The organism is Glutamicibacter ardleyensis (assembly GCF_014644555.1).
In the GTDB taxonomy this organism is placed as follows: Bacteria; Actinomycetota; Actinomycetes; order Actinomycetales; family Micrococcaceae; genus Glutamicibacter; species Glutamicibacter bergerei.
In genome coordinates this window covers 634617-651796 of the sequence record NZ_BMKX01000002.1, presented here as the reverse complement: position 1 = coordinate 651796, position 17180 = coordinate 634617, and the positions used below count along the sequence as shown (strand labels likewise).

Sequence of the window (17180 nt, the reverse complement as noted above, 5' to 3'; positions counted from 1 at the left end):
CTTTGCTACCGAATGAATTCTTCGTGTATTCCACGTTGTTTTCGTTTCGGCAACAGAGAAAAACTATACGTTCATTCTCGGCGACGCGCAAATCGGCTATTCCCACCAAAAATCACCAATAAACTTAGCCTGACTAGTAGTTTAGTGTTTTGAACACAAGAAAACCGCCAGAAAGGTGTCGTGGTTCACAGACTTTTCTGACGGTTTCTCTTTTTTAGCTGAAATACGTTGGTACTTGACTAAGCGGTTAGCTCGACAACTGCCATGTTCTTCTTGCCGCGGCGCACGATGGCGTACTTACCGTGCAGGAAGTCCTCGTTGCTAAGCACCGAATCGATGCCGGTTACCTTTTCGTTATTTACGTAGGCGCCACCCTCGTTCACGGTACGGCGCGCTGCCGAAAGTGATTCGCTAAGCCCCGATGCATGAAGCACATTCAAGATACCTAGATCATCGGCGCTTATCTGAGCCGAAGGCAGCTCAACCAGCACTGATTCCAGTGTTGGCAGATCGATCTCGTTCAGATCTCCGTTGCCGAATACTGCGGCCGAGGCAGCGATGACTTTATTGGTGGCGTCTTCACCGTGAACCAATGAGGTCACCAACCAGGCAAGTTCGCGCTGAGCTTGGCGCTTGAACGGACGTTCGGCGACCTCGACCGCCAACGCCTCAATCTGCTCGCGGGTTAAGAAAGTGAAGACTTTCAAACGATCAATTACATCGGCATCGGCGGTATTGAGCCAGAATTGGTAGAGCGCGTATGGGCTGCACATTTCTGCGTCCAACCAGATGGCGTTACCTTCGGACTTGCCGAACTTGGTGCCATCGGAGTTGGTGATCAATGGAGTGCCGTAGGCGTGAGCTGACTTGCCCTGAACCTTGCGGATCAGGTCGGTACCACTGGTCAGGTTGCCCCATTGGTCAGAGCCACCGGTCTGTAAGGTACAACCGTATTGGCGGTTGAGCTCCAAGAAGTCATAACCCTGCAACACCTGGTAGGAGAACTCGGTGTAGCTGATGCCCTCATCGGAGTTCAGCCGTGCAGAAACAATTTCCTTTTTGATCATTGTCCCCACACGGAAGTACTTACCCACGTCGCGCAGGAAGTCCAACGCTGATAACTGTGAGGTCCAGTCCAGGTTGTTCACCAGACGTACCGCGTTCGGCCCCTGGTTGGACAGGAAGCGCGAGACCTGCCCCTGAAGACGAGTGACCCATTCGGTCACGGTTTCTTTGGTATTCAGGGTGCGCTCGGCAGTCTGCCGCGGATCACCGATCAGTCCGGTGGAACCACCGACCAGGGCCAGTGGCTGGTGACCGGCCAACTGTAGTCGACGCATATTCAACAACTGAACGAGGTTGCCTAGGTGTAGTGAGGGTGCGGTCGGATCGAACCCGCAATAGTAAGTGATACTCTCCTCGGCCAGGGCTCGCTCTAGCTCGGTTTCATCGGTGGACACGTGCACTAGGCCGCGCCACTTTAGTTCCTGCCAGATGTTCTCGAAGGAGGGATCATTACTCTGTCCCGCAATGACGGGATTCTGCTTATTCTCAGACACGCTCTCAACATTAGCAAAATCCCGTCGCCACGGCGTAGTTTGTACCGCCGATCACACCCACAAAAACTCGTGCGGGAGTAAAACCTTGGCCTTAGGCTTCGGTAAACCCGGCCGGCAGTGGTTGGTTGTGGATCACGTGCAGACGCTGGGTGGTGCGGGTCATCGCTACATACAGGTCGCCCACTCCCCCGTCTACCTCTGCCACCAGCAGTGCCGGTTCCACGATCATGACCCCGTCGAATTCCAGACCCTTCGATTCGCGGGCGGAAATCACCACGATGTCCTGTGCCAGGCCACCGGATCCGGTGCCCACCCGCTCCGTGTAGAGCTCGGTGACCGCAGCACGCGCGGCAGCCAACAATTCTTGTGGCACGATCACCGCTTGCAACCCGCCGGCCGAGTATTCCAATTCGTCAGGCAGTTGCTCGATCAGGCTCTGGATCAACTCACCCTTGCCTACGGTGGTGATCACCGGTGGCCAGTCACCTTCGCGTACCGCTTGCGGCGTGGTGATTCGCAAGCCCGCGGCCTGAGCCACGCGCACCGCAGCATCGGCAATCTGTGCCGGGGTGCGGTAATTGACGGTGAGTTCTTCGAGTTTGTAGCGGTCCGCGAAGAACGGTTCCAATGCTTGGGCCCAGCTATTGGCACCCGAGGCGGCGGAGGTCTGCGCGATATCCCCGACGATGGTGAAGGACTTCATCGGGCAACGGCGTACCAAAAGACGCCACTGCATCGGCGAAAGCTCCTGGGCTTCGTCGACCACAATGTGCCCGTAGGCCCAGGTGCGATCGGAGACTGCACGTTCGGCCGCGCTGGCCGAGGCGGCGGTTTCCTGATTGACCGCGGCTACCTGCTCCGCGGTCACCACTCCGTCGATCCCCGCGTTGGCGAGCATCGTATCCATATTGTCCAGCGCCCGTTTGGCGTTTTCCACGTCGCGCTCGTACTGCGAGGTATCGGGCAGATCCTGCGGGTTCACAAACTCGCCCAACAGTTCCGCTGCCTCGTCGAGCAACGGCACGTCAGCTTCGGTGAAGGGCGAACCGGCCGGGCGGAACAGGGCATCGCGGTCCGCCGGCGACATCCGCGGGGCGGCGGCCTCCAACAGATGCGGTTTAGCAAAAAGCTCGGAGAGCAGGCCCTGCGGGGTCATCGGCATCCAGCAGAGGTTGATGGCCACGCGCACATCCCAGGATTCGCGTACCTCCTGTGGAAGGTATGAACGATCCGCGGCGCTTGGCTGGCCGGCAGATTCCTCCAGCTTACGGCGCAACTGCTCGGCCAAATCTCCGACGATCACCTTGGTAAAGGTTTCGCGCGCCTCGTTATACGGCTTATGCGTATGCCGGGCACGTTCGCGGGCGTTGCGCACCATACCGCGAGTCAGCGTGAGCCGGGTGCCTTCGACAACTACCGTGCGGTCTTCGGCCAGCAGACGCTGGCGGTTGCGCACCGCGGCGCCGATGACCTTCGCCATCGATAGTCGACCCTTCACCCGGGCGACATTACGTGCGGTTTCCGGACCTGCGTGTACCCCGTGGTACAGCTCGCCCACCGAGGACATCACTACGCCGGTTTCACCCAGCGAAGGCAGCACCCGTTCGATATAACGCATAAACGAATTAGACGGGCCAACAATGAGCACGCCTGCGTGCTTGAGCCGTTCGCGGTATTCATAGAGCAGAAAAGCTGCACGATGTAGCGCGACGGCGGTTTTACCGGTACCCGGCCCACCCTGAACCACTACGGCCCCAGGAAGATCGGCGCGAATGATCGCATCCTGCTCGGCCTGGATGGTGCCGACGATGTCGCCCATACGGCCGGTGCGCTTTTCGCGCAGCGCGGCCATCAACGCACCTTCACCGTGGTGCGTATGCCCCTCATCGAGCCAGGTTCCGTCGAGCACATCGTCTTCGATACCGGCCACGGTGCGGCCCTTGAGCATCAGGTGGCGCCGTCGGCGCACACCGCGCGGGTTTAGCGCGGTCGCCTGATAAAACGGTGCGGCTTCCGAGGCGCGCCAGTCGATCATCAACCGGTTCAGTTCCTCATCGGAGAGCCCGATGCGTCCAATATAGCGCGGCGAATTCCCCGCACCGTTGGACTCCGCTTGCGCTTCGCCCTGCTCGGCCAGGTCCAACCGGCCAAAGACCAACCGGTCTTGCACCGCGTCCAATTGCGCGATGCGGTCCTCGTAAAGGCTCGCAAAGGAGTCACGTTCGGACTGGTTTTGGAAGGTGCCTACCGCGCCGGTAGCCCGGGTGCGTGCAAGCTGCTGAACCTTTTCGGCGCGCAACTCATCAAGCCGGTCATATAGTCGTGAGACATACTGGCTTTCGGCGAGCAGATCCTGCTCGATCGTACCGCTCAATCTTGGTTCCCCTCGCGCTCATATCGCTTATATACAGGACAGATTATGATACGCGCGTTGTTCGGCGCGGGGTTAATCCCGCGAAGTCACGTACGTCATCTTCCGGCCATGACCGGTGACCGGCTCCGGTGCGAAACACTAAACTTTTTGTAAGCTGAGCACCTGGTGATCGCCCAAGTTGGCACGTCCGCCGAGTTCTTCGAGCTCCAAAATTACGCCGACTCCGGCCACCACACCGCCGGCACGTTCGATCAAACGTACCGCCGAACCCACGGTTCCACCGGTGGCGAGCACATCGTCAAGCACCAACACTCGGGTGCCTGGCGCGATCTCATCCTTGTGCAGCTCCAGCGAGGCGGAGCCATATTCCAAGGTGTAATCATCGCGGTATACCTCGCGCGGCAACTTTCCGGCCTTACGGATGGTCAGCATTCCGCGGCCCGAGGCGTAGGCGGCCGCGGCGGCAAGCACAAATCCACGCGCTTCAAGCCCGGCAACGATGTCGAACTGTCCGGCGAAGGGCGCGATCAGCTCATCTACCAGCCGGCGCAACCCCTGAGGGTCGGCAAACACCGGGGTGAGGTCTTTAAAAGAGACCCCGGGTTGTGGGTAGTCTGCCACCACTGCGCACAGTCGGTCTAGCAGCTCACTTATACTCTCGTTATTAGTCACGCGTAATATTTTAGTGCGTCAAACGGCTTAAGAAGGACCGGAAGTCGTCTTTTGCTCTGCGATCGCGCACACGTTTGGAGTCGACCGGGGTTTAACGCGCCATCAATACGTCGCTGGGCCACGGCAGTAAGGTGGGGAAATCGGCCGAATCCGCGGCCTGCGTGGCACGAACCACCCCGCCCACCGGCCGGCCGGACAACCAGGCGGCCAAGTCAAAATCTGTTCCTTCAAGTACCCAGGATCGCTCTCCCTCACCAATCACCTGACGCTGGCGGCCATGGGATTGCAATACGATGCGGTCCTCTGGCTTCACCCGAGCCGCCAGGGCACGCAGGAGGTGATCGGAAAATTCTTGGGGCCAGCTAGCGGCGGGACGGATAAATTCGTTCAGGTCGGTGGCGTGGATCAGCATTTCTCGCCAGACCGCGTAGACCATATCGGCCACCTTCGCTCCCGGACGATAGCCCACTGGCTGTTCCCAGTGCGCTTGCACGGTGGTGAGGGTTTCACGTAACTGGCCTAAGGATGCGCTCACCAGTTCGCGTAGTTTTTCCGGTCGCATCAGCGCGGCCATATTGATCGCCTCGATCCGCCCGGCCGCTCCCCCGTCGTACATCGGTGGTAACTGCGCGGAACCGGCCTGCTCAAATTGCCGGTTTGCGGCCAGCGCCAACGAATGCAGGTGCGCCACCAGTTGCGCGGTGCTCCAGCCGGGCAACGAACTGGGCTTGGCGAAATCTTCGTCAGCCAAGCTGGAAAGCTGCGCGACCAGTTCGTCCAAGGCGGTGGTCACGTGTGCAATGAGTTGGGCTGGAGGCAGTTGAAGTGTCATGGCACACACTCTAGCGCGAGCCGGTTCCCGGGCAGAAGTCCGGCACCCACAACGCGCCGGGCGGCCGCTCAACCATGCGGTATGCGTGGCTAATCGGCCGCCCGGAAAGCGGATTATTAGTGCAGTGTTGCTTTAGCCTTTGACCCAGGCGCGAATCTGATCAAGCTGGCGTTCAAACTCGACAATCTGCTCTGCGACGGCGCTCGGGGCGGTGCCACCCTGGCCATTACGGGCATTGAGCGAACCCTCGGTGGACAAGACCTCGCGCACCTTCGGGGTTAAGTGCTCCGAGATGCCGGCGTATTCTTCGTCGGTCAAATCCCAAAGCTCCACGCCACGCGATTCGGCCAGCTGCACCGCGGCACCGGAAAGTTCGTGCGCGTCACGGAACGGCACACCCTGACGGACCAACCATTCGGCAATGTCGGTGGCCAGTGCAAAACCCTGCGGCGCGAGCTGCGCCATGCGCTCGGTGTTAAAGGTCAGCGTGCCCATCATGCCTGCCATCGCCGGCAGCAACATTTCTAGGGTGTCCGCCGCGTCAAATACCGGTTCTTTGTCTTCCTGCAGGTCGCGGTTGTAGGCCAACGGCAGTGCCTTGAGCGTAGCCATCAGTCCGGTTAGGTCGCCGATCAAACGTCCGGCCTTGCCACGAGCAAGCTCGGCAATATCCGGGTTCTTTTTCTGCGGCATGATCGAGGAGCCGGTGGAGAACGCATCGTGCAACTTCACGAAGCTAAACTCCTTCGTGGCCCACAGGATGACTTCTTCGCTCACCCGGGACAGGTCTACGCCGATCATCGCGGTAATCCAAGAGAATTCCGCGAAGACATCGCGTGCAGCGGTGCCATCGATCGAGTTGAAGACCGCCGAGTCGAAGCCCAATTCCGCGGCGACGAAGTTAGGATCAAGCCCGAGGGTCTGCCCGGCCAGCGCACCGGAACCATAAGGGGAAACCGCCGCGCGCTTGTCCCAATCGGCAAAGCGCTGCACATCGCGCAGCAACGGCCACGCGTAAGCGAGCAACAGGTGCGAAAGTAGGATCGGCTGGGCGTGCTGCAGGTGGGTGCGGCCGGGCATCGGCGCGTACGGGTGCGCCTTGGCCTGGTCGAGCATCGCGTCGATGGTATCGATAACACCGGAAGCGATGATCCGTGCGTGGTCGCGCAGGAACATCCGGCCTAAGGTGGCGATCTGGTCGTTGCGGGAACGGCCAGCACGCAGCTTGCCGCCCAATTGGGTGCCGGCACGTTCCAGCAACCCGCGCTCCAACGAGCCGTGCACATCTTCATCCGATTCGGCGGCAACGTAGGCTTGGGACTTCACATCTGCTTCGAGCTGGTTCAGCGCGGCGAGCATGTCGGTCAGTTCGGTCTCGGTCAGCAGCCCGGCGCGCTGGAGCACCTTGGCGTGAGCGCGGGACCCGGCGATGTCGTAGCCGGCTAAGCGCCAGTCGAAGTGGGTGGACTTGCTCAGTGCTGCCATCGCTTCTGCTGGCCCACCGGAGAAGCGGCCACCCCAGAGCGATCCTTCATTTGTTGACGAGGACATAACTCGTTCCTTTCAGCCAGATCCCGCCGGGCGACGGGCAAAGTTGATGATGCGCTGCTTCCACTCTAGCAAAGCATTATGCATTGACACTCATAATTATTCAGCGAGTTCGGCGTGCACTACTAAGACCTCGGCACGATCGTCGGCAAATTTATCGCCGATGCCGCCGTTCGCCACGCGCTGCCAGGCGCCGCACCCAACGCAAATGCCGGATCGGGGCCGAACCTGTGAACTAGGTATAGATTTTTTGTCAGGACACGGTGAGTTGTGCGTTTGCTACTTCCGCCGGTGCCAGCGCGAGCGTATGGTGAGAGACACAAAGCCGAATACGGATACTTCGTTGGAGGAAACCCCATGGAAATCCAGTTGTACCGCGGTGATATCACCACGTTGAACGTTGATGCCATCGTCAATGCAGCCAATCCCTCGTTATTGGGTGGGGGCGGCGTCGATGGAGCTATTCATGCGGCGGCCGGGCCTGCCCTGCTGGCCGCCTGTCGTGCAGTTCGTGCGGCCAGATACCCCGACGGAATCCCTTCAGGTATTGCGGTGGCGACGAAGGCCGGAAACCTTAGCGCGAAGTGGGTCATCCATACCGCGGCGCCAAACCTCGCACTGATTAAACCCAACCCGAAGATCCTGGCCGATTGTTTTAGCAATTCGCTCTATCTGGCGGCGCGGCATGAGGCGCACTCCGTCGCGTTTCCTGCAGTGGGTGCCGGCGCTTTCGGCTGGCCTGCACAAACGGTCGCTCGAATTGGTTTTAACACCATTAACGCATGGGTGGAAACGAATAAGCATGTTTCGCCAATCCGCCGCATCGTCATGGTGTCGCATACTGACGAAGTTCAAGAGGCCTTCGAAGAGGCCTTTGGAATGTCTTCGGTAGACCAGTTGGCTGCCTAGCACCACGAGCCTAACCGTCAGAAAACATCATTACCCGTCACCGCGCGTCAGCGGTGACGGGTAATTTTATCTCTGAGCATGTGAGCTGTGCGCCCATGATGCGCCGACGTAATGACGGGTTAACGCAACGCGCCACCGCGGGTGGAAACCCTTTCGGTGGCGCGCTGATCGTGCATGAAATTTGTGTGCGTCCCGCCCGGCTAGCGCGGTTCGGCCAGCTGCAAAAAGCGGCTGGCCACTTCTCTGGCCCCATCGGCGGCGCGGGTGATCACCATAATCGTGTCATCGCCCGCGATACAGCCCAGAATTGCGGGAATCTGCGAGTGGTCGATGGCCAGCGCCAACAGGTTCGCGGCCCCCGGCGGGGTGCGCAAAACAACGATATTTGCCGAGCCCTCGGCGGTGACTAACTGCTCCTGACAGATCTTAGCCAGGCGCGCGTCGAGCACCTCCTGGGTGATGGCGGTCTGCGGGGAACGGTCCCCACCCTCTTGGCGGATCGCATAAATCAGTTGGCCCAGGTGGTCGCGGATCCGCACGGCTCCGATCTCCACCAGATCCCGGGAAAGCGTAGCCTGGGTGACCTCCAACCCGTCATCTTTGAGCAACCCGAGCAGTTCTGCCTGAGATTTAACCGAATTATTGCCCAAGAACGCACGAATCCGGGCTTGGCGCGCGGTTTTGGTGCTTGGCTGTACCGACATTTAGAGCTCCACTCGGGGATCTTGCGCCAGACCGGAGGCGACCATCAGCCAGGTCATGATGGCCTTCTGCGCGTGCACCCGGTTCTCGGCCTCGTCGAACACGACCGACTGTGGGCCGTCGAGCACCTCGGCGGAAATCTCGTAGCCGCGGTAGGCCGGTAGGCAGTGCAGTACGATCGCATCGTCCTTGGCAAGCTTCATCGCCTCGGCATCCACCGCGTAATCCACGAAGAGCTTCTGTCGCGCCGCCTTCTCATCTTCCTGCCCCATGGATACCCAGGTGTCGGTGACGACCACGTCGGCATCTTCCAGCGCTTGCGCCGCGTCGGTGGTGATGACCACCGAACCGCCGGTTTCTTCGGCACGAATCTGGGCGGCGGCGATAATCTCGGCCGACGGCAGGTAGCCTTCGGGACCGGCGATACGCACGTGCATGCCGGCGGTGACCCCGGCTAGCAGGTAGGAGTTGGCCATATTGTTGGCGGAGTCGCCCAGGTAGACCATGGTCAGCCCCGCGGTTTTGCCCTTGTGTTCCCGCACGGTGAGCAGGTCCGCCAGCAGCTGGCAGGGGTGGTAATCGTCAGATAGCGCGTTAATGACCGGCACCGTCGAGTTCGCAGCCATCTCTTCGAGCCCGGACTGGGCGTAGGTGCGCCACACGATAGTGGATACCATTCGCGCCAACACCTGGGCGGAATCGGCGATGGTCTCCTTGTGCCCCAGCTGCGAATCGGTGGAGTTGATGATCAGCGGTGAGCCGCCCAACTCGGCAATGCCCGCGTGGAAGGAAACGCGGGTACGCGTGGAAGTTTTGTCGAAGAAGACCGCGACGGTTTGTGGGCCCGCGTAGGGTGTGAAGCCGTATTTATCGGCCTTCATCGCTGCGGCGAGGTCCAAGACCTTGGACTGCTCTGCCGGGCTTAGATCAAGGTCGGTGAGGAAGTGGCGGGTAAGACTCATGGGATGATTCCTTAGTTTCCGGCGGTAGCCGGGCTGTTCGTTCGCAAGGTTTAGACGGCCGCGGTCAGCAGCTGTGGCACGGCGGCGAGGAAGGTTTCGAGTTGTTCGCGGGTAATAATCAGTGGTGGGGCCAGGCGGATGGTGTGTTCGTCGGTGGCGTTGACGATGAACCCGGCATCTAGCGCGGCGGAAACAAACTTCGGCGCTACCGCCGTTTGCAATTCAAAGGCGGTCAGCAGGCCGCGGCCGCGCACGGCGCTAATCCCGTCCAGCTCGGCCAGCGCGGCGCGTAACCAGTCACCGGTTTCGCGCACATGCTCCAGTAGTTTCTCGTTTTCAATGGTGTGGATGACGGCTAGCCCCGCGGCGCAGGCCACCGGGTTGCCACCAAAGGTGGTGCCGTGGTCCCCCGGGGTCAGCCAGCTGGTATTTTCTTCACCGAAGACGATCATCGCGCCGATCGGGAATCCGCCGCCCAGCCCCTTAGCCAGGGTCATCACGTCCGGGAGCACCGGTGCGGAGGCGAAAAATTGCCCGGTGCGGCCCATGCCGGTCTGCACCTCGTCAAAAACCAATAGTGCACCGGCGGCCTGGGTGATCTCGCGCGCCGCGCGCAGGTACTCTGTCTCCAGCTCACGCACCCCGGCTTCACCCTGAATAGGTTCGATGAACACCGCCGCAACGGTTTCGTCAACCGCCTCGCGCAGCGCCTGGATATCTCCGGCCGGAATCCAGCTGACATTATCTGGCAGCGGGGCGAAGGGTTCACGGTACTTGTGCTTATAGGTCAGCGACAGCGCGCCGAGGGTGCGGCCATGGAAGGAGTGTTCCAGGGCAATCACCTTGGTGCGCGGGGTCTGCTCGGTCCCGACATTACGCCGGGTGAGCTTCAACGCCGCCTCATTCGCCTCGGTACCGGAGTTCGTGAAGAACACCTTGGAACCGGCCGGCGCGGCAGAAATTTCTAGTAGCTTCTCCGCCAGGGCAATCTGCGTGGGGGTGCTGAAAAAGTTCGACACGTGCCCCAGGGTGGCCAACTGACTGGTGATCACACTGGTCAGCAAAGGGTTCGCGTGACCGAGGGTGTTGACCGCGATGCCGCCAAGCAAGTCCAGGTAGCGGTTGCCGTCGGCGTCCCACACATGGCAGCCGGCGCCACGCACCAAAACCCGTGAGGGGGTGCCAAAAACGCCGAGCAGTGACTTGTTGTAACGCTCAGTCAGCTCGGCCCCATGCATCGAGGAGAGCTCATTGGCCTGATTCAGCGCACCGTTTGGGTGCAATTCCTGACTCACTTAGATTCCTTATCCTGGGGTACCACCTGGGTGCCAACCCCGGCAGTGGTGAAAATTTCGAGCAGCATCGAGTGCGCCTCACGGCCGTCGACGATATGGGCCTGGGCCACTCCCTCGTCGACCGCCTTCAGGCAGGCACCCATCTTCGGGATCATGCCCGATTCCAAGGTGGGCAGCATGGTGCGCAGCTCATCGTTGGTAATCGAGCTGATCAGCGAGGACTTGTCCGGCCATGCCGCGTAAAGGCCCTCCACGTCGGTGAGGATGACCAGTTTGGCGGCGCCCAGCGCGGTGGCCAGCGCCGCGGCCGCGGTATCCGCGTTAACGTTGAGAATCGCCCCGGTTGGCTCCCCCGCCGCATCAAATTCCGGTGCCACGGTGGAAATAACCGGGATCATTCCGGCTTCCACCAGCGAGTCCACCTGATCGGTGCGTACGCGGGTCACCTCGCCGACCAAACCCAAATCAACGGGCAGCCCGTCGACGAAGGTACCGGTGCGAACCGCTTGGAGCATCGCGCCATCCTCCCCAGACATGCCCACCGAGTAGGGCCCGTGCGAGTTGATCAGGCCCACCAGGTCACGCTGCACCTGGCCGGTGAGCACCATGCGCACCACATCCATCGCCTCGGGTGTGGTCACCCGAAGCCCGCCACGAAATTCTGACTTGATGCCCAGCGTGTCGAGCATCTTGTTGATCTGCGGTCCGCCGCCGTGCACCACCACCGGGTTGATTCCGGCGTGACGCAGGAACACGATGTCTTCGGCGAAGGCGCGGCGTAGCGACTCGTTGACCATCGCGTTGCCACCGTATTTGATGACCATCGTGGTTCCGGCAAAACGTTGAATCCAGGGCAGCGCTTCGATGAGCGCTTCGGCCTTGGTACGGGCGGCGCCGAGGTGACTTTGTGCGGTGTGCGGCATCGTGGCCGGGCTCCTAGGGTGCGTGCCTAGCTGGAGTAGGCGGAGTTTTCGTGGACGTAGTCATGGGTTAGATCGTTGGTCAAGATGGTGGCCTGCGCGGATCCGGCGTTCAAATCGATGTCGATCGACACGTTACGATCCTCTAGCGAGACCAGCGAACGATCCTCGCCGACACCACCGTTTTTGCAGACCATCACCGAGTTGATCGAGACGTTCAGTTCATCGGGTTCAAAGGCGGCGCGCGTGGTGCCGACCTCGGAGAGCACCCGCCCCCAGTTGGGGTCCTTGCCGAAGATCGCGGTTTTCACCAGGTTCGATCGGGATACCGCGCGGGAGACCTCCAGCGCGTCGGCCTCGGTGGCGGCATTAAACGTCCGGACCGCGATGGTGTGTTGTGCACCCTCAGCGTCGTCGATGAGCTTTGCGGCCAACTCTTGGCACATATCGGCCAGCGCGGCGGTGAACTCTTGCGCGTCCGGGGTGATCCCGGAGGCGCCGGAGGACATCAGCAGCACCGTGTCATTGGTGGACATGCAGCCATCGGAGTCCGCCCGGTCAAAGCTGACCGAGGTCGCGGCGCGCAACGCGGCATCTAACTGTGTGGCGTCGAGCACCGCGTCGGTGGTCAGCACCACCAGCATCGTGGCCAGCGCCGGGGCGAGCATGCCCGCGCCCTTGGCCATACCGCCCAAGGTGTAACCATTCACGGTGCGCGAGGCGATCTTCGGCACGGTATCGGTGGTCATAATGCCGGCCGCCGCCTGATCGGAAGCGTCCTGACCGCCGGCGAGCGCGGTTGCTGCGCGCTCTACTCCGGGTAGCAGCTTGTCCATCGGCAGTTGTTCGCCGATCAACCCGGTGGAGGCTACGGCCACGTCACCGGAGGAAATGTTCAAAAGTTGGGCCACATGTTCGGCCGTCTGGTGGGTGTTGGCAAAGCCTTCGGCTCCGGTGCAGGCGTTGGCGCCGCCGGAGTTCAGCACGATCGCGTCCACTCGGCCATCGGTGATCACCTGTTTGGACCAGTGCACCGGAGCCGCCGCCACGCGGTTGGCGGTGAAGACCGCGGCCGCCGCATAGTTCGGGCCCTGGTTGGTCACGAGCACCACGTCGTTTTTACCCGTGGATTTCAGGCCCGCTGGCACACCTGCGGCGCTAAATCCTGCCGGTGCGGTGACTCCGGCCAGTGTGGCCTGCGGAAAGGTTGGGGTGTGGGTCAGGCTCACGGTGCGACTCCTTGCATTAACAATCCGGTGGTTTCGGGCAAGCCCAGTGCGATGTTCATCGATTGCACGGCGGCGCCGGCGGTGCCCTTGGTGAGGTTATCCAGCGCGGCGGTGACGATCACTCGTCCGGCGTGCTCGTCGAACGCTAATTGCATGTGCACGTGGTTTGAGGCTTGCACCGCGCCGGTGGTGGGCCACTGGCCCTCGGGCAGCAGGTGCACAAATGGTTCGTTGGCGTAGGCCGATGCCCAGGCCTCGCGTAATTGGGCGGCGCGCACTCCTGGCTTGACCCGCGCGGTGGCGGTGGTCAGGATACCGCGCGGCATTGGGGCCAGCGTCGGGGTGAAAGACACGGTCACGTCCTCCCCGGCCAGTTTGGAAAGGCCCTGTTCCATTTCGGGAATGTGGCGGTGGATACCGCCGACGCCATAGGTGCTCATCGAGCCCATGGTTTCGCTGCCCAGCAGGTGGGTTTTGGCGCTTTTTCCCGCGCCGGAGGTGCCGGAGGCGGAAACGATCACTACGTCTTGTGGCTCAAGTAATCCGGCGTGGTAGCCCGGGGCGAGGGCCAGCTGGCCGCCGGTGGGGTAACAACCAGGTACTGCTACGCGTTTGGCGCCGGCGAGTTTCTCGCGCGCCCCGGGAAGTTCGGGCAGTCCGTAGGGCCAGGATCCGGCGTGTGGTGAGCCGTAGAATTTTTCCCAGGCGCTCGCCGATTCCAGGCGGTGATCCGCGCCGGCGTCGATGACCAGGGTAGATTCGGGCAGGGCCGCCGCCACCGCTGCGCTCGCGCCGTGCGGAAGGGCAAGAAAGACCACGTCGTGTCCGGCAAGGTTTTCCACGGTGGTTTCCACCAGCACTCGATCGGCCAGGGAGTGAAGATGCGCGGCGATGCCGCCTAGTCGCAATCCGGCTTGGGAATGCGCGGTGATCGCACCAATCTCTACCTCTGGGTGATTGGCTAAAATTCTAAGGACTTCGCCTCCGGCGTATCCGCTGGCGCCGGAGACAGCAACTGAAATCGTCATGACCTCACTCTACAACCGGATATGCATCAAACCTAATAAATATGCATAAATTGTTCGTCATTTCATGCCAGCTCTGGGTTGTCGCTCATCGAGCTCACACCCGCCACACTTAGACTGGGATCAGGCAACGGCCAGCAACTTGGCAAGGGACAAAGATTGGAAGCGCATCGTATGAATCAGCAGAGCATACTCGTCTCCCACGCAGGTGGACCCGAAGTGATGGAACTAGGTGATGCCCCCATCGAAGCCCCGGGCGAGGGCCAGGTCCTGGTAAAGATCGAAGCGGTCGGCGTGAACTTCATTGAAACCTATCAACGCTCCGGCGTCTACGCGGTGGACTACCCCTTCACCCCGGGAACCGAATTTTCTGGCACCGTGACCGAGCTAGGTGAGAACGTGCGTCACCTGAAGGTCGGGGACCGCGTTGCTACCTCCAGCGGTACCAAGGGCTACGCGCAATTTGCGGTGGTCGACGAAAACCAACTGGGCAAGGTGCCGGCCAACGTTGATCTGCGCCTGGCCGCGGCGCTGCCCTTACAGGGCATGACCTCGCACTACCTGACGCATTCGAGCTACCTGGTCCGTTCGGGCGACGTCATTCTCACCTACGCCGGCGCCGGCGGAGTGGGCCTGTTACTGACTCAGATCCTGAAGATGAAGGGCGCGACGGTGATCACCACCGCCTCCACCCAAGAAAAGAAAGACCTGGCGCGTGCCGCCGGAGCAGATTACGTGGTGGATTACAACCAGGTGGAGGCCACCGTTGACAAGGTCACCAAGGGCCAGGGCGTGCATGCGGTCTACGACGGCATCGGCAAAGACACCTTTGACATTTCGCTGAAGGTACTCAAGCGCCGCGGCACACTCGCACTCTTTGGAGGAGCCAGCGGCCAGGTGCCACCCTTTGATCTGCAGCGCTTAAACGCGGGTGGATCATTAACCGTCACGCGCCCGAAGCTCGCAGACTTTTTGGCCACCGACGAAGAACGCGCCTGGCGTTTTGGCGATGTATTCGGCTGGGTGGCTTCCGGTGAGCTCGATGTTCGGGTGGGCCAGGAGTTCGCGCTCAAAGATGCGGATCAGGCGCATCGGGCGCTGGAATCGCGAAAGACCACCGGCAAGGTGCTCCTCGTTCCCTAAACGCCTGCCCGCGCGCGAAGGCACCGCGTAGCACTACGTAGCGAAGGCCTGTCACCGATTTTGGTGGCAGGCCTTCGCCGTGAGTTTCAGTAGTTGCGGCGCAACATTAGAAGTGCGAGGAGCCTCCGGCGCCGGAGAAACTACCTCCACCGGAGTAGCCCTGGGAAACACCCGAAGACCCACCCGATGAGCGTGAGCTATCCACCGAGCTGACCGCTTGGCTGTAGCCGGTGCTGTAGGAACCCACGGACCAGTACATCGCGGCCGGGTAGCTGACGTCCAAAATTGTGCCGACAGCGCGCGGCCTTTGATTTGTTGCGTCATAGCGTGAGCGCTTTAGCTCCGTGCGCATTTCTTCTTCCTCTTCCGGACTCTTCGCATAGGTCACGATTTGTGCGTTGGCCAAAGCATCAAGTTTTTCGGTCAGTTGCACGCGCAAATCTGAGAGAGCATCAAGCGCATCATCAACCTCGATGCTTTCACTTTTCAGCTCATCGCCCAGACGTTGCAACTGATTGCGGGCTTGAGCCGCGAAGGAATTCAACGCGGCCACGCTGGCTCGAACCTCTTCGTCGCCGTCTTCCGCGGCGTCAGTAGAATTTTCTGTCAGTTCGGGCAACGCGTTGAGGTCTTCAAGTAGCGGGGCGATCTGTCTGCGCCAGGCCGCTTCCCAGTTGGCATCGCGGGTATAGAGGGATGCGGCATCAATGATCGCGTCGTCGGTCAAATCCAGAGTTTGTGCGGTGGACAAAAAATCCTTAGCCCGAAGCACTCCAACACTGCGTGACCGCAGCTTTTTAGTCGTTGCCTCCAACTCCTGGCGCTCACTGAACACCACACGGTAGTCGGCGCTGAAGTTGGCGAAGCGGCTAGCGAGCACGGTTGCGTGCGCGGCGTCGGCCGGGAGCGTGCTCGCTGCAAGTTCGGTGGCATCCAAGTCCAGCGTGACCCGGGTCAGGTGTTCGGTGCCCTCACCCAGCGCTTGGCTAAAACGTTTGCGATTGTGTGCGCGCACCGCGGCGGTGATCCCCACCGTGCCCAGCGCTCCGAGTCCGCCAAGTCCCACGGTCCATCCCAGTGCCGGATGCTGATACCAGGGGCGATTCATGATTTTGGACCCGCGCTCGGCCACCGCGATCACCCCGTCGGACCAGCGTCCGGCGTTAAAATCCTCGTACCCGGCCTCGTGAATGGAACCCATTTGCCCCTCGGAGACTTTACGATCCTCACCGAAGTAGGTGCCGACCTGCCCGTCGCCTTGGTCTTCCACCGACAAGGTGATGATGAAGTAGCCATCGGCCCAGTAATCCCCGTAGTCTTCGGGCTTATCCGAAATCCATTCGCTGTGGCTGCTGCGCGCAAAATCTAGGGTTTTCGTGTTGATGTCATCGGAATACTCTCCGTTGCGCGTATACACGGCCACCTTGGTCGGCTCGTTAAAGTCCAGGCCTTCGATTGCGTCGCGCAGTTTGTCTTCGTTGAGCACGTTTGCGGTGTCATCAACGGTGATCGATTCGAGCGTGTCCGGCTCAGCTGCGGCGGCATAAGCCCCGGGGATCACGCTGGCCATCAGCAACGTGGCGGCAAATCCGGCAGCCACGGTGCGACGCGCCGCCACCGCAACGCTGCTCAGGCCTGTTGACTGGGGCTGATGCATGGAAAATTCCTCCAGAGGGGGTGTCGAGATTTATTCCGATCGATGCGCTTATCACCCAGCCTACTCGGTGGCTGCGCTTGCGCGCATCCCCACGATGGACGGGGCACGGCCTCAAACGGCGAGAATTTGGCCGCCCGTTATGTGTCCGAGCAGCGAAATTGTTGATGTGATCCATACGACCAAAAGCACCCAAAGCTTCCCCGTGACCGTTTTGAGGGGCTTTAATAGGTGCAGGACGTCGCAACGTCCGATCCCCTCCAGGATCCATACCCCTTTTTCATGCGAACCCGTCTCCCCCACGAACTCGCAGCCCACTGGTGCACCCCACCCGTACCGAAGGGACGGATCCGCCC

Annotated in this window: 14 protein-coding genes; 2 read left to right on the top strand and 12 right to left on the bottom strand. The window is 60.9% G+C overall.

What is annotated here, in order from left to right:
• Positions 1-239: 239 nt before the first annotated feature.
• The 5 genes from tyrS to argH all read right to left on the bottom strand — a co-directional run bounded on the left by tyrS (position 240) and on the right by argH (position 6988).
• Complete coding sequence (gene tyrS, locus IEX04_RS07715) at positions 240-1559, bottom strand: tyrosine--tRNA ligase (protein WP_170947734.1); 1320 nt, start codon at positions 1557-1559, stop codon at positions 240-242.
• A 91-nt stretch (positions 1560-1650) separates the two neighbouring features.
• Positions 1651-3933: a HelD family protein gene (locus IEX04_RS07710; protein ID WP_188684850.1), complete on the bottom strand. Its 2283-nt coding sequence runs from the start codon at positions 3931-3933 to the stop codon at positions 1651-1653.
• 138 nt (positions 3934-4071) lie between these two features.
• Positions 4072-4605, bottom strand: coding sequence for an adenine phosphoribosyltransferase (locus IEX04_RS07705; protein ID WP_382344629.1), 534 nt, complete (start codon positions 4603-4605; stop codon positions 4072-4074).
• Positions 4606-4696: 91 nt separating this feature from the next.
• A complete protein-coding gene (locus tag IEX04_RS07700) occupies positions 4697-5437 on the bottom strand; it encodes a maleylpyruvate isomerase family mycothiol-dependent enzyme (protein WP_188684849.1) in 741 nt (246 codons plus the stop codon).
• 132 nt (positions 5438-5569) lie between these two features.
• Positions 5570-6988: an argininosuccinate lyase gene (gene argH, locus IEX04_RS07695; protein WP_096254454.1), complete on the bottom strand. Its 1419-nt coding sequence runs from the start codon at positions 6986-6988 to the stop codon at positions 5570-5572.
• A 354-nt stretch (positions 6989-7342) separates the two neighbouring features.
• On the opposite strand from argH, the gene IEX04_RS07690 reads away from it, so the two are divergent.
• The gene (locus IEX04_RS07690; protein ID WP_188684848.1) at positions 7343-7894 is read left to right on the top strand and encodes an O-acetyl-ADP-ribose deacetylase; all 552 of its coding nucleotides are present in this window, start codon (positions 7343-7345) and stop codon (positions 7892-7894) included.
• 200 nt (positions 7895-8094) lie between these two features.
• On the opposite strand, the gene IEX04_RS07685 is transcribed toward IEX04_RS07690, so the two are convergent.
• Genes IEX04_RS07685 through argC form a run of 6 tightly spaced genes read right to left on the bottom strand, consistent with a single transcriptional unit; the run spans position 8095 to position 14030 of the window.
• Positions 8095-8598 (bottom strand): arginine repressor, encoded by a 504-nt coding sequence (locus IEX04_RS07685; protein WP_096254456.1) that lies wholly within the window; start codon positions 8596-8598, stop codon positions 8095-8097.
• Positions 8599-9558 (bottom strand): ornithine carbamoyltransferase, encoded by a 960-nt coding sequence (gene argF / locus IEX04_RS07680; protein WP_096254457.1) that lies wholly within the window; start codon positions 9556-9558, stop codon positions 8599-8601.
• Positions 9559-9608: 50 nt separating this feature from the next.
• The gene (locus IEX04_RS07675) at positions 9609-10796 is read right to left on the bottom strand and encodes an acetylornithine transaminase (RefSeq protein WP_188684906.1); all 1188 of its coding nucleotides are present in this window, start codon (positions 10794-10796) and stop codon (positions 9609-9611) included.
• 53 nt (positions 10797-10849) lie between these two features.
• A complete protein-coding gene (gene argB / locus IEX04_RS07670; protein WP_096254458.1) occupies positions 10850-11776 on the bottom strand; it encodes an acetylglutamate kinase in 927 nt (308 codons plus the stop codon).
• Positions 11777-11802: 26 nt separating this feature from the next.
• Positions 11803-13002 carry a bifunctional glutamate N-acetyltransferase/amino-acid acetyltransferase ArgJ gene (gene argJ, locus IEX04_RS07665; protein WP_170947735.1) on the bottom strand — a complete coding sequence of 400 codons (1200 nt, stop codon included), beginning with the start codon at positions 13000-13002 and terminating at the stop codon, positions 11803-11805.
• Entirely contained in the window at positions 12999-14030 is a 1032-nt protein-coding gene (argC, locus tag IEX04_RS07660) for an N-acetyl-gamma-glutamyl-phosphate reductase (RefSeq protein ID WP_188684847.1), read from the bottom strand. The genes argJ and argC overlap by 4 nt, the downstream gene beginning before the upstream one ends.
• A 171-nt stretch (positions 14031-14201) precedes the next feature.
• Here argC and IEX04_RS07655 point away from each other — a divergent pair, with 171 nt between their 5' ends.
• The gene (locus IEX04_RS07655; RefSeq protein WP_188684846.1) at positions 14202-15170 is read left to right on the top strand and encodes a quinone oxidoreductase family protein; all 969 of its coding nucleotides are present in this window, start codon (positions 14202-14204) and stop codon (positions 15168-15170) included.
• Between the two features lie 106 nt (positions 15171-15276).
• Here IEX04_RS07655 and IEX04_RS07650 read toward each other — a convergent pair whose 3' ends face one another.
• Positions 15277-16827: a DUF5129 domain-containing protein gene (locus IEX04_RS07650; RefSeq protein WP_188684845.1), complete on the bottom strand. Its 1551-nt coding sequence runs from the start codon at positions 16825-16827 to the stop codon at positions 15277-15279.
• Positions 16828-17180: the final 353 nt, after the last annotated feature.